A 13,822-nucleotide genomic window follows, 5' to 3' on the forward strand; every position below is an offset into this window, starting at 1 on the left:
CCAATAAAAAGCAATGCCGCACGGGTAATGCGAACAACGCTACCTGTTTTAACTGTGTTTTAAACCGGAGCAACCGCACACTGTCCTTCTCCGTGGTAATGAATGCCGCCGTTCCGTTTTTAAAGGCGTTGTATTCAAGCAGCAGCCGGTCGATATCCTCCTGCCTGAAGTCATAATGATCTTCAAAATAAAAGGTGCGGATCTCTTTTTTATATTGCTGCAATTGTTCTTTCAGCGGCTCCGGATTGGCGATGCCGGTTACCAGTAACAAGGTCGCTATCCCTTCCGGGAGCCCTTCCCCTTCACCAAAAACGGAATACAAGGTTCCATACTGCAACGCTGCAAAAAGCACCTGCTGCCCCGGTTGCGGGTCTATTTCATGTATGATCGCCTGTTGCTCATTTTCTGCCAACGCTTCAGGGCATTTTGTTACCACGATACAATCGGCTCTTTTGTAATGTGCCTTCAGATCCCTGAGCTGCCCCGCGGGCAGGTAATAATCGCCGGGAAACCGGTTATAATAGGCCGTAAGCAGGATATTGAACCCCGCTGTAACCGCGCGGTGCTGGAATGCATCATCGAGCAGGATCACCTCCGGCCTTTCGTTCTGCAGCAACGCATCGATGGCTGTTGTTCTTTCTTCAGCAACGGCTACAGTGATCTCTGGGAATTTTGTATGAAACTGCATGGGCTCATCGCCGATCGTTGCCGCCGTTGCCTGTTTATCGGCAACCAGAAACCCGCGGGTTTTCCGGCCATATCCGCGACTGACGGTTGCCAGCCGGTACCGTTCTTTTAACAGCCGCACGATATATTCTACCATCGGCGACTTACCGGTACCTCCTACGGAAAGATTTCCGATGCAGATAACCGGAAGCGGGTAAGAACGGCTTTTTTTTAATCCCGCATCATATAAAAAACTAAAAATGCGAACGCCGGCAATATAAAGCCATGAAACGGGTAACAGTAATTTATACTTCTTGTTGATAACGTTCTTAAAACTCATAAATCCCTTGCGGCGTAATACAATAATTTAAAGGTACGTCAAATTTATCGGTATCCGCAATCAGCGGTACGGGTTCAAAATAACTTAATCCTACAAGCAGCGCATCCGGCCGCACTTCCTTCAGGTAACGATCATATACGCCCTTCCCATATCCTACCCGGTACCCACGTTCATCAAAACACAATAACGGTACAAAGATCAGGTCCAGTTCCCGGGGCTGGGCCACAACACCATTCAGGGGTTCGCTAATGCCAAATTCATTTACACGGAACAAGGTTTCCTCATCTACCCAAACCGCTTCCATTGCGGAAGACCGGGCATCGTAAACGGGATAAGCAATCCGCATACCGGGATTCCGGAATTCGAGATAACTTAAGATTGCATCGGTACTGATCTCCTTACGGCGTTCGATAGCCGCATAACTAAATACAGCATGCAGGGGGGGCATGGGCAGCTGCTGCACCTTTATCAGTAACAGGTCATCCCATATTGCCTGCTGCTTTATTGTGATTTGGGCACGTTTTTGCAAATATTCTGTTCTTGCTTCCGACTTGAGCATTGGTAAAGGTACTAAAAACCTGCGAGGGGGCTACCCGTTTTCAAAACCGGGGATGCATAATGGCTATAGCGCCTTCTCCTGTCATCCGGAAAATAAAAATGTGAGGGAGTCTAATATCACCGGTGATCGCTGTGGCTACACGGGTTCATTGATAAACACGGAAAAAATAGTGGTACCGTAGTTTTTCTCAAAGCTGTATTTTTCAAACTGCTTGTAGTCATTCCGGGGCGTATGTTCCAGCACAAACCAGCCGTTTTCCCTGAGCAGCTGTTTGCCAATGATCAGCTTTGGCAATTCGTCGATGGCCGTAAGCGCATAAGGTGGGCCGGCAAAAATAAAATCATAGGTAACATTGCAGCTTTCCAAGTATTTGAAAACATCCATTTTTACAAATTTCATGTTTTCAATTTTCAGCGTAGCGGCTGTTTTTTTTATAAACTCAAACATCACATTGTCTTTCTCCACGATGGTCAGGTCTCCTGCCCCCCGGCTGGCCAGTTCATAACTGATGCTGCCCGTACCGCCAAACAGGTCCAGGGTTTTGATGTCTTCAAAATCGATCCGGTGCTGCAGCACATTGAAAAGCCCTTCTTTGGCAACATCAGTGGTTGGCCTCGTATAGGGCATTTTTGAAGGAGGATTGATCTTCCGTCCACCTAGTGCACCGGCGATAATTCGCATAGAGCAATTTGTTTTAAAGTAGTAAAATAATGCGGCGGCAGGGTTTGCGCCTCATCGGCCAGCCAGCCGGCATTCATCAGCCGGATGTTCAGGAAATAGGCATACAGCATTTTGTAAAGCTGCGAATCCGCATCGATCAGTCCGGACACGTTTAACTGCACCTCTGTTTGCATCAGTTGATGCGCTTCGGCAATCTTTAACAGGTAAAACAATACGTCTTCCGGTGCGCGGTAGGTATAATGCTGTGCCAGCAGCAGTGTTCCGTTCTTTACCGCTACCACCGAAAATGTATGATCAATCACGTTTACGTCCATTACGGCTCCCTGGTCTGCTACCATGGCTTCCGCAATACGGATCTTTTGCAGGTGCCAGTAAGCGGCGCCCGGGATATGATGAATGCATTGATTCAGCAATGTAAAGGGTACCGAATAATTCAGAACGATCTCACTGTCTATATGTTCGTTCAGGATATGGTCCTGCGGATCTCCTCCGGCAAGGTGCAGCAAGGCGCTGTTGTCGCCTGTGTTTAGCGCCGCTGGTAATAAAGTGTAAGCCGGAAAATCAAAAGCAATGGTCTTTTTCTGAAAAGGACTTTGAATTTCAGGGATCCCGGACAGGAGCTCCTGCAAGCTGTTTTCTTCTGTGGAAAACCATTTAAGTGTTCCCAGTTTTGAACCCAATGCATCACAAACCGCATAGGCCAGATACCCGGGGCCCGTCTGAACGGTTAAAACACTGTTTTCCGGGTCTAAAAAATATGTTCCGTTTATTTCAAATCGAGCCTGCACTTATTTTTTTATTAGGGAGCAAACCTACATAAAATTTTTCATTTCGTTTTTTGTATTGAAGCGGCAGGTCTGTTGTCACAGATCCCGGAGCAAACACCGGAAATTCAGTGAAGGGCTGTAATACCCATCAGCACCATCAACGGGGAAATAAACCGTTGCTACGGATACAGCAAATATTGCCTCCGCATTTTTTTATAGGCCGCCAGTCCCGGCTCCCAGCTCTTGCGGATTTCGGCCTCGGACCGGCCTTCTGTGATCTGCGTTTTAAAATCGTAAACGCCGGCCAGCTTATTAATATCACCGATCTGGTTGCTCTGGGTTTTATCAAAAAATTTCGAAGGGTCCGGATACGCTTTATAAAGATCGATCATCCACCCGATATTGATCTTGCGTTCACGGATCAGTTTTGTCATATCATATTTCCGCAGATCCAGTCCGTAACAAGCCTGGTCTTTATGCAGCGGGGTGGCACTCATTCCTTTAATGGCAACGGGTGTAAATTCAAAAGCATATTTACCTTTCAATGCCGGAGCGCCCAACACAGCAAACGGATAATGTGTTCCACGTCCCTGACTGATAATGGTTCCCTCAAACAGGCAAAGCGAAGGATACAACAGGATGCTTTGCTGGGTGTTTAAGTTGGGAGAAGGTGCTATCGGGAGTGTATAGGACAGATCGTGTGTATAATGGGCAACGGGGATGATCTTAATAGTTGCTTTCATTTTATTGGGTAGCCATCCCTCTCCATTGATCATTTGTGCCAGCTCCCCGATGGTAAGACCATGGGCAATGGGAATGGGATAAGCTCCAATGCCCGATTTCAGGCGCATATCCAACACCGGCCCGTCTACCAGGTAACCATTGGGGTTCGGCCGGTCCAGGATCAGCAGTTCCTTATTGTTCTCGGCGCAGGCTTCCATAATCCGCCCCATAACGTTAATATAAGTGTAAAACCGGGTGCCTACATCCTGCACATCAAAGATCATCACATCCACATCGGCCAGGTCTTCTTTGGAAGGCTTACTCTTTTTGCCATATAACGAAATTACCGGGACGCCGGTTTTTGCATCCACGGCATCATTTACTACAGCGCCGGCATCTGCATCTCCGCGAAAGCCATGCTCCGGACCAAACACTTTTACGATTTTAATGCCGCGGGCCAGCAGGCTGTCTACCAGGTGCCGGTTCCCGATGCGTGTGGTAGGGTTGGCCAGCACCGCAACCCTTTTACCCGTCAGGTACGGGATGTATTTTTCAGTTTGATCCGCGCCGGTTTTTATGGCCTGCTCCGGATCTGTTGGTTGGGTTTTCGGACCCCTTGCTGTGGCACAGGAAATGGATGCGGAAATCAGCAACAGGTTCAAAAGAATCAATTTCATATCGTTTTATTTATCAATGTGGCAGCTGCTAAAATACGGCATCCTTCGGAGAAATGTAAAACGAGCATGGTCCCACGCAGGAAATAAAGCACCGGAAGCGGGAATGCCATGTGCGATCGTTTGATTTTTATAGCATACATCAGGCATTTACGCCCCAAAACACTAACACTTGTTATTAAAAAAGAATTTCCCCTACATTTGTTGAAACGAAAATAAGATGTTACCAAAAGAAGTCTATATCCTCTCCGCTGTTCGTACGCCTATTGGCAGTTTCGGGGGCGCTTTAAAGGATCTTAGCGCTACCCAGCTGGGTGCTATTGCCATAAAGGCCGCACTGGCAAAGGCGGGTATCGATTCCCAACAGGTAAACGATGTGATCATGGGCGCTGTATTGCAAGCCAACCTGGGACAGGCGCCGGCCCGCCAGGCCGCAAGGTTTGCCGGCTTACCGGATCAGGTCAACTGTACAACCATCAATAAAGTTTGTGCCAGCGGTATGAAGGCCATTGCCAGCGCGGTACAGCATATTGCGCTGGGAGATGCGGATATTATTGTTGCGGGCGGCATGGAAAGCATGAGCAATGTTCCGTTTTACCTGGATAAAATGCGTTGGGGCAACAAATACGGCAACAGTGCGGCGATTGATGGTTTGGCAAAGGATGGATTAACCGATGTATATAATGGTGAAGCGATGGGTATGGCGGCGGAATTGTGCGCCGGAGAATGTGGCATTTCGAGAGAAGACCAGGATGCCTTTGCCATTGAAAGCTATAACCGCAGCCAGCGTGCCTGGGAAGCCGGGAAGTTTGATGAAGAAGTGGTACCGGTTGAAATTCCTTCCCGCAAAGGCGATCCTGTTATCGTTTCAAAAGATGAAGAGCCCTTTAATGTCAAATTTGATAAAATAGCGACCCTGAAACCGGCTTTTAAAAAAGACGGCACGGTTACGGCCGCAAATGCCAGCACGATGAACGATGGCGCTGCTGCCCTGGTGCTTATCAGCAAAGAAAAGGCAGAGGCATTGGGCCTGTGTCCTATTGCCAGGATCCTGTCTTATGCCGATGCGGAACAAGCTCCTGAATGGTTTACCACAACGCCCTCCCTGGCTGTTCCCCGTGCGGTTGAAAAGGCCGGACTTGAGATGAGCGCCATTCAGTTCTGGGAATTGAACGAAGCATTCAGCGTGGTAGGTATTGAAAATACCCGGCGTATGAAACTGGATCCGGCAACCGTAAACGTAAACGGCGGTGCTGTATCGATCGGGCATCCCCTGGGTGCCAGCGGCGCACGCATCATTGTAACATTGATCCACGTACTCAAACAAAACAACGGACGTTATGGTGCCGCCGGTATCTGTAATGGTGGTGGCGGTGCCAGTGCAATGGTAGTGGAACGGATGTGATGATTGGCTATCAGCGTTGAGCTTTTGCTATCAGATGCAGGGTTCGGTGAATTTGATTCCTGATTTGAGATTTTACGCTTGTCTCTTTGGCATTTAGGACTTAGCATTTAGAATCAATAGCGTTTACTGAAGCGATTTTTATTATCGCCGCAGATACGCTGATTGCGCTTGGGGCGCTTTCGCTGCGCTATTTTTTAATACTATTAAAGCCTTTGACAAAACGATATGGATTTTAGAATTTCGAGTTTGGATCTTAAGATTTAGAATTTAAGAATGGCTCTTATGATCTTCACCGCGTGCTCCCGGGAGTTTTCGATAAACAGGCGGTGTGTATTCATCCCTCCGCAGATCACGCCGGCGAGATACACGCCTTTTACGCTTGATTCGTTTGTATCGGGGTTTAACAGCGGGCAGCGTACAGCGTCATCGCTCAGCTCAATTCCCATATCCTGGAGAAACTGCAGGTTGGGTTGGTAGCCTGTGGCTGCTATTACAAAATCATTCTTCAGTGTAACCATCCCTTCTGGTGTATCGATATCGACTTCCCGTTCCCTTATTTCCCTTACAGAGGCATTGAAAAATGCCTTGATGGAGCCTTCTTTGATGCGGTTCTCAATATCCGGACGTACCCAGTACTTAACCCGGGTTCCTATTTCCGGCCCGCGAACCACCATTGTAACCCGGGCCCCTTTGCGCCATGTTTCCAGGGCCGCATCCACACCGGAGTTCATAGCCCCCACCACAACCACATCCTGGAATGCATAGAAATGGGGGTCTTTATAATAATGGGTCACTTTGGGCAGGTCCTCACCCGGTACATTCAGCAGGTAAGGGATATCATAAAACCCGGTAGCAATGATGATATGATCCGCAGTATAGGTACCCCGGGAAGTGATCACTTCAAAAAGATCAACGGCCCGCTTTATTTGCTGTACCGTTTCAAACAACCGGATATTCAAATCAAAGGTGCTGGTCACCCGGCGGTAATATTCCAACGCTTCATTCCGGGTTGGTTTGGGATTATTGGAAACAAAGGGTACCCCGCCGATCTCCAGCCGCTCGGAAGTGGAAAAAAACGTCATGTTCACCGGGTAGTTATAAAGCGAGTTGACCAGGCTGCCCTTCTCCAAAATCACATAATCCAGGCCTGCTTTCTGAGCTTCAATGGCACAGGCCAGTCCGATGGGACCGCCTCCGATAATGATGATCGAAAAATGCTGCATCCTGCAAATTTCAAGGATCGGCTCCCCAATACCAAATTTTGTACAAGACCGCCTATAATTTGCCGCTGGCGCGCGGAAATGCAGAAACCCGCGGAGGCTTCGAATGTTTTTACGCTGCCCCCCCTCTTGGTGGTATTCTTTGCATCCCCGGGGCGTTTGAGTCTGAGTCCCCAGCAAAAACCACAGCGGATTGGAGAGTAAACGGCAGCACAACAATGATTCGGCCCTTTTGATTCAATGTATCCACAGCAATCAGCCCCGCCGGCCGGCAGGTGAAAAGAACGGTTCCGTTTTGCAACGGCGTTTTGGAAATTTAAACGGCAAACAGCGAATAATCCTTCTTTGGTATTCTGACGCATCTCACTTAAATTTGCCACTCTTAAAAATGACAATTTACAAAGTATGGCAAGGAGTATAGCTTTCAGAGAAGCCCTCAGAGAGGCAATGACCGAAGAAATGAGAAGAGATGACCGCGTGTTTCTGATGGGTGAGGAAGTAGCCGAATATAATGGTGCTTACAAAGTAAGCCAGGGAATGCTGGCCGAATTTGGTGAAAAAAGGGTTATTGATACCCCTATTTCTGAGTTGGGCTTTGCAGCAGTTGGTGTTGGTGCCGCGCAAAACGGCCTCCGACCGATTGTGGAATTCATGACCTGGAACTTTGCCGTTCTGGCCCTGGATCAAATTTTAAATACCGCTTCTAAAATGCTGGCAATGAGCGGTGGACAAATTTCATGTCCAATTGTTTTCCGTGGCGGAAACGGTTCTGCCGGACAATTGGGTGCTCAGCATTCTACGGCATTTGAAGCACTTTATGCCAATATTCCCGGGCTCAAAGTGGTATCGCCAAGCACGCCTTATGATGCCAAAGGGCTTTTGAAACAGGCTATCCGGTACGAAGAAGACCCGGTAATGTTTATGGAAAGCGAAGTAATGTACGGCGATAAAATGGAAGTGCCGGAAGAAGAATATTATATTGAACTGGGCAAGGCCGATGTAAAAAAAGCCGGAACCGATGTAACCATTATTTCTTTTAATAAAATGATGAAGGTGGCGCTGGGTGCTGCCGCCGAGCTGGAAAAAGAAGGGATCAGTGCCGAGGTGATCGACCTGAGAACCATCCGCCCGCTGGATATGGATACCATCCTGGCCAGCGTGCGCAAAACTAACCGCCTGGTAATTGTGGAAGAGCAATGGCCTTTTGCTTCTGTTTCCTCCGAAATCTCTTACCGGGTTCAGAAAGATGCATTCGACTACCTGGATGCGCCCATACGCCGGATCACCGCGGCTGACGCTCCCCTGCATTATGCACCCAACCTTGTAGCTGCTGCATTGCCGGATGTTCCCCGTACGGTAAAGCTGGTTAAAGAAGTAATGTATACGAAGAAATAACCCGTTGATCGGGTGTCGCTGGAATGCTGATCCCGGATATTGTGTATCCTGATTATTTATATAAAAAGATCCTGTGCCAAAAAATAAAAACAACGATAATCAACACGAGATTCTGATCATAGACGACGAAGCATCCATAAGAAAAACGCTGTCGGAGATCCTTTCTTTTGAAGGGTACAAGATTTCTGAAGCTACCGACGGCGAGGAAGGATTGAAGTTATTTTCAGAAAAAACATTTAATGCCGTACTGTGCGACATTAAGATGCCCAAGATGGATGGCCTGGAATTCCTTGAAAAGGCGGCCGTCCTTGCACCTGATGTTCCAATCATTATGATATCCGGCCACGGCACTATCGAAACTGCAGTAGAAGCGGTAAAAAAAGGCGCTTACGATTTTATTTCAAAACCACCGGATCTGAACCGCCTGCTAATCACCATTCGTAACGCCATGGAAAAAACATCCCTGGTTGCAGAAACCAAGGTATTGCGGAAAAAAGTTTCCAAGGTTCAGGAAATTGTCGGCACTTCTGCGCCCATTCAAAAAATCAAAGAAACCATCAATAAGGTTGCTCCCACTGAAGCCCGGGTACTGGTAACGGGTCCCAATGGTGTGGGAAAAGAACTCGTAGCCCGCTGGGTTCATGAGTTAAGCAACCGTTCCAATAGCCCACTGGTTGAAGTAAACTGTGCTGCCATACCTACAGAACTCATTGAATCTGAATTATTCGGACACGAAAAAGGATCTTTTACTTCAGCTATCAAACAGCGTATTGGTAAGTTTGAACAAGCCAACGGAGGTACGTTATTCCTGGATGAAATCGGGGATATGAGTTTAAATGCACAGGCCAAAGTGCTGCGTGCTTTACAGGAAGGAAAGATCACCCGTGTGGGTGCCGATAAAGATATTAGTGTAGATGTACGGGTTATTGCAGCTACCAACAAAGACCTGCTCCAGGAAGTAGAAGATAAGAATTTCCGGCTGGATCTGTACCACCGTTTAAGTGTGATCCTTATCAATGTGCCTTCGCTTAATGAGCGCAAGGATGATATACCCTTGCTGGTAGATCAGTTCCTGGATGATATCTGCAAGGATTATGGCATCACTAAAAAAGGCATCGATGAAGGCGCTATTGAATCATTGCAACAATATAACTGGACCGGTAATATCCGCGAACTCCGGAACGTGGTAGAACGCCTGGTGATCCTGAGTGGCAAAACCATTACGGCAGGGGATGTACAAAATTATGTAGCCATCGGCTAAACGGCGGCAGTTCCCGGAACAAGGAATCAATGGCATTTTCAAAATGCATCTTTTACTGATGGATCGGTCATGATCAAGAAAGCCATTATCTACGTTTTAGCTAAAAGTCCGGCTCCTTTCAGAGACTTTTTGTTCAGCCTGAAGCGGTATACCCTGTTCGGGAGACCCGTATCTCCCCCTCCTTTTTTTTTGGTACTGGTCGATGGCCGGAATTTTCATGGCGGTTTTGCAGACCGGATGAAGGGCATCGTTTCCTGTTTTGCTTTTTGTCTCCAGCACCAAATCCCGTTCCGGATCCATTATACCTTTCCTTTTGCATTAACCGACTTTTTGATCCCGAATACCTATAACTGGACCTTACAAAAAGGCGAAACCATAGCAGAACATATCGCAGATGTGCAATATCTCAACCTTGTGGGCTCCCCTTCCATCCAACGCCTCCTGCATTTAAAAAAAGCACAAAAACAGGTGCATTGCTATGCCAACCGCGATGTACTGGACGCACTCAATGCCCATTACCATACCCGGCATAACTGGGGCGATCTCTTCCGGCAGCTTTTCCGTCCGGCCCCCATCCTGGAACAGGAACTGCTCAAGAAAAGAAGCCTGCTCCCTTCCCGGTATATTGGCATTGCCTTCCGTTTTCAAAACCTGCTGGGTGATTTTGAAGAATACCAGGTAGCCGCGTTGCCGGAAGCTGCACAAACGGCATTAATGCAGCAATGCAGCAGCTTTCTGATCCGTTTTCAACAGGAGATTGGAGCGCCATTGCTGGTTACCTCCGACAGCTACCGTTTTTCCTGCTCCCTTGTGGGGCTGGAGCAGATCTATTGCTTTCCCGGGCAGAATCATCACTTCGATCACCGGACAAAAAAATCCGGAGAAACCTATCTGAAATCCTTTACAGATTTTTTCCTCTTATCGGAAAGCCTGAAAGTTTATGCGGCCGGAACTGAAAATATGTACCGGACCGAGTTTCCTATGTATGCGGCCCGCCTTAATGAATTACCCTTTGAACGGATCCTGATCGAATGAGTACTTACGGCAATGGGATTTAATTGACATTTAACCTATAAATTTACAACATGATCATTTATGTTATCCAACACGCATCCGTTAATTATTGGTTGTGGAAGTAAATTTTAAATATAATTTCCGGGGGTATTTCCGGTTTTATTATTCCATTCTCGGCAACAAAATATACCTGTTCCTGTTACTGAATGTGCTGGTTGGTTTGCTGGATGGGATCGGCCTGGCATTGATCGTGCCATTGTTTTCCTCGCTTTTCGGTGCCGGAAACGAAGGACTGTTGAATACCGGTAAAATGCATTACATAGCAAACCTGCTTTCCGGGGCAGGTATTCCACTTACCATCACCAACACCATTTTCGTTGTGATCCTGGTATTTTCGATCAAAGGACTTTTACGTTTTTTGCAAATGCGTTATTCATCCCGGATACGTTTCCTGTTCATCCGGGAGCTGCGTGTACAACTGCTGTACCTGCTAAATAATCTTTCCTATACCGGCTTTCTGAAACTGAATGCGGGAAAAATACAGAACGCGCTTACCACGGAAATCAGCGGCCTCTATTATACCCTTACGGCGTATTTAAGTACACTGCAATGCGTGGGTATTCTGATTACCTATTTCACATTGGCCTGTATTACCAACCTGCAATTTGCCATTATTGTGCTGGTTTTTGGTGCTACAAGTAACCTGCTGTACCGGAAGCTGTTTTCAAAAACCCAAAAGATCTCCGCTAACGTATCTAAAGAAAGCGATACCTTTATCAGTTACCTCATTCAATCGATAACGCATTACCGGTACCTGAAAGCCACCAATTATTTCAAACGTTATTTCGGGAAATTAAAAAAAGTCATTGAAGAAATCGAACAACTGAATTTCCGAATGGGGTTCTTCAGTGCCCTGTCGGAAGGCATTAAAGAGCCGGTAGCTATTGTAATGATCACCCTGGTACTTGGGCTGCAATTTTACCTGTTCCCGGGGAGTGATAAAAATGCGATCCTGGTATGCCTCCTGTTATTTTACCGGTCGCTGGCGCAACTGGGCCAGCTGCAAACAAGCTGGCAGTTCTTTGCGCAGAACACCGGCAGCATCCGCTCGGTAACCGGTTTGATCCGCGACGTGCAACAATCAAAAGAACCGGCACCTAAAGATTTGTCGGAGCTCAGCGAAGTAGGTGAAATCCGGCTTTCCGAAGTTTCCGTCGCCTATACCGGACGTGCCATACTCGAAGCTATCAACCTCAATATTCCGCGGCACCGGACTGTTGCCTTTGTAGGAGAAAGTGGTTCCGGAAAGACGACGCTGGCCCATGTGATCATCGGGCTCATTGCCCCAACAACGGGCTCGGTATCTATCGGCAGCCGCCCAATAGGCGCAATAAGCCTGGATGCTTACCGGGATAAGATCGGTTATATTGCCCAGGACCCCGTCGTATTTAGCGACACCATCTTTAACAATGTTACGTTTTTCGATGACCCTACACCAGAAAACCAGCAACGGTTTCAAAAAGCGGTGCAACAGGCTTCGCTGGATGGTTTTATCGACTCCCTTCCCGAAAAAGAGCATACACAGGTAGGTGATAATGGCATTTATATTTCCGGCGGCCAAAAGCAACGCCTGTCCATCGCCCGCGAACTATATAAAAATGTAGAAGTCCTGGTTTTAGATGAGGCTACTTCGGCACTGGACTCCGCCACGGAAAACATCGTTCAAAAAAGCCTGGAGCTGCTGCACGGGCATTGTACCATCATCATCATTGCACACCGCCTGGCAACCATCAAAATGGCGGATACGATCTTTTTAATCAGGAACAAAACCGTTGCTGCGCAAGGGTCCTTCGATGCATTAAAGGAATCTTCGGAGGATTTCCGCCAGATGATCGCAGCTCAGCGCTTCTGATGTGTTTTGGGTCAATGCAACCATAAATATGGCTGGTGTAAAATGCCAACCTGGTTACGATGGATCCTTCAGGCTTTGATACCAGCGGCCGATTTGCTGTCCTACAACCGCATACGAAAATTTACCCAATGCAGCTGCAGCAATCGCATCTGGATTATAATGGTGCTGATGTTCTTTCATCAACCGGATGGCCTTAACCAACGCAGCTTCGTCGCCGGCCTGTATCATCAACCCGTTTTGATCACTGATCAGCTCCGAAATGCCGCCAACATCACTCGATACCACAGGCACCCCGCAACAAAGTGCCTCACCGATTACACATGGCGAGTTCTCTGCATCACTAAAAACGATCAGCAGGTCTGCATCCTGCAGGTGCCGGGCAACGATGTCATACGGCTGCACCCCCATCCAGTCGATCAAAGGATATTGCTGCCGGTAAAACGCATTCCGCGCCGGCTCCAGACCGATCACCGATAACGAAAAAACGGATGCCGGCAACTGCTCAAATGCGCGGATAATGCCGTCTATATTTTTTTTTGGTGCTCCGCTGGAAATATGCAGGCACCGGAACTGCTGTTGCTGTTCTTTTGGTTTCGCAAAAAATATACGGGTATCCGCTACATTGGGTATCACAACAGCAGGAACCGGTTTACCCAATTTATTAATTTCCCGCACCAGATAATTACTTACCGAATGAAAGCCGGCTGCCTTATGAAACGTATTCCGTACGATCGACCGGAACCATCGCGGGCGCTGGTAGAAATTGTCATCTACCACGTTATTGTATCCATCCCAATGTTCGGTAACTACATAGGGGATCCCATATTTCTTTTTGATCCATTGTGCTATCAGTCCCGATTTAAACGGGATGTGCACATGCACCAGGTCTGGCTTGCCATGTGTACGGATATAACGCCGGATGGCTTTTTTATAAAGATGATACCAGTAAAAGTAGGAACCTAGTTTTCCGGTAATGCCCCGCTTCCTGGGATAATAAACGTGTTCTTCCGTAAGGCCCGGATATTCCTGACTTTCCGTTAATTCAAAGGTTACGCCCGCTCCTTCCGGATCGGGCGTAACCTTTATAACATGAATCTGGTGATACAGGGATACTGCCTGTGCATGACGCTGCACAAAATCTCCCTCAAAGGGAGCCCGTTTATTGGGGTACCAGCTGCACAGCCAGAGCACCTTCAGCATGCGCT

The 13,822-nt window shown here is 47.7% G+C and carries 11 protein-coding genes and 1 pseudogene; 5 read left to right on the top strand and 7 right to left on the bottom strand.

From position 1 onward, the window contains the following. Nucleotides 1-31: 31 nt before the first annotated feature. From lpxK to LQ567_RS04340, 5 genes and pseudogenes are all read right to left on the bottom strand, one after another. Nucleotides 32-1,006 (bottom strand): annotated as a pseudogene (lpxK, locus tag LQ567_RS04320) (tetraacyldisaccharide 4'-kinase); the annotation flags it as partial. Then, nucleotides 996-1,565: a 5-formyltetrahydrofolate cyclo-ligase gene (locus tag LQ567_RS04325; RefSeq protein WP_262909550.1), complete on the bottom strand. Its 570-nt coding sequence runs from the start codon at nt 1,563-1,565 to the stop codon at nt 996-998. The pseudogene lpxK and the gene LQ567_RS04325, both read right to left, overlap by 11 nt. Before the next feature lie 135 nt (nt 1,566-1,700). Then, the gene (locus tag LQ567_RS04330; RefSeq protein ID WP_231002879.1) at nt 1,701-2,246 is read right to left on the bottom strand and encodes an RsmD family RNA methyltransferase; all 546 of its coding nucleotides are present in this window, start codon (nt 2,244-2,246) and stop codon (nt 1,701-1,703) included. Continuing rightward, complete coding sequence (locus LQ567_RS04335) at nt 2,222-3,034, bottom strand: DUF3822 family protein (RefSeq protein ID WP_231002880.1); 813 nt, start codon at nt 3,032-3,034, stop codon at nt 2,222-2,224. Before LQ567_RS04335 ends, LQ567_RS04330 begins: the two co-directional genes overlap by 25 nt. Nucleotides 3,035-3,192: 158 nt before the next feature. After that, on the bottom strand, nt 3,193-4,413 hold the full coding sequence (locus LQ567_RS04340; protein ID WP_231002881.1) for an exo-beta-N-acetylmuramidase NamZ family protein: 1,221 nt from the start codon (nt 4,411-4,413) through the stop codon (nt 3,193-3,195). 217 nt (nt 4,414-4,630) lie between these two features. Between LQ567_RS04340 and LQ567_RS04345 the strand changes: the two genes are divergently transcribed. Further along, nucleotides 4,631-5,815, top strand: a complete 1,185-nt coding sequence (locus tag LQ567_RS04345) for an acetyl-CoA C-acyltransferase (RefSeq protein WP_231002882.1) — start codon at nt 4,631-4,633, stop codon at nt 5,813-5,815. A gap of 260 nt (nt 5,816-6,075) precedes the next feature. On the opposite strand, the gene LQ567_RS04350 is transcribed toward LQ567_RS04345, so the two are convergent. Continuing rightward, nucleotides 6,076-7,038 carry a YpdA family putative bacillithiol disulfide reductase gene (locus LQ567_RS04350; protein WP_231002883.1) on the bottom strand — a complete coding sequence of 321 codons (963 nt, stop codon included), beginning with the start codon at nt 7,036-7,038 and terminating at the stop codon, nt 6,076-6,078. 402 nt (nt 7,039-7,440) lie between these two features. Between LQ567_RS04350 and LQ567_RS04355 the strand changes: the two genes are divergently transcribed. The 4 genes from LQ567_RS04355 (at nt 7,441) to LQ567_RS04370 (ending at nt 12,617) form a co-directional block, all read left to right on the top strand. Continuing rightward, nucleotides 7,441-8,430, top strand: coding sequence for a pyruvate dehydrogenase complex E1 component subunit beta (locus LQ567_RS04355; protein ID WP_231002884.1), 990 nt, complete (start codon nt 7,441-7,443; stop codon nt 8,428-8,430). Between the two features lie 73 nt (nt 8,431-8,503). After that, nucleotides 8,504-9,691, top strand: coding sequence for a sigma-54-dependent transcriptional regulator (locus LQ567_RS04360; RefSeq protein ID WP_231002885.1), 1,188 nt, complete (start codon nt 8,504-8,506; stop codon nt 9,689-9,691). 69 nt (nt 9,692-9,760) lie between these two features. Continuing rightward, nucleotides 9,761-10,726, top strand: a complete 966-nt coding sequence (locus LQ567_RS04365; RefSeq protein WP_231002886.1) for a hypothetical protein — start codon at nt 9,761-9,763, stop codon at nt 10,724-10,726. A 94-nt stretch (nt 10,727-10,820) separates the two neighbouring features. Then, entirely contained in the window at nt 10,821-12,617 is a 1,797-nt protein-coding gene (locus LQ567_RS04370) for an ABC transporter ATP-binding protein (protein ID WP_231002887.1), read from the top strand. Nucleotides 12,618-12,671: 54 nt separating this feature from the next. Here the strand turns inward: LQ567_RS04370 and LQ567_RS04375 are convergent, their stop codons facing one another. Beyond that, nucleotides 12,672-13,817 carry a glycosyltransferase gene (locus LQ567_RS04375; protein WP_231002888.1) on the bottom strand — a complete coding sequence of 382 codons (1,146 nt, stop codon included), beginning with the start codon at nt 13,815-13,817 and terminating at the stop codon, nt 12,672-12,674. Between the last annotated feature and the right edge of the window lie 5 nt (nt 13,818-13,822).

Source organism: Niabella pedocola (assembly GCF_021044425.1).
GTDB lineage: Bacteria > Bacteroidota > Bacteroidia > Chitinophagales > Chitinophagaceae > Niabella > Niabella pedocola.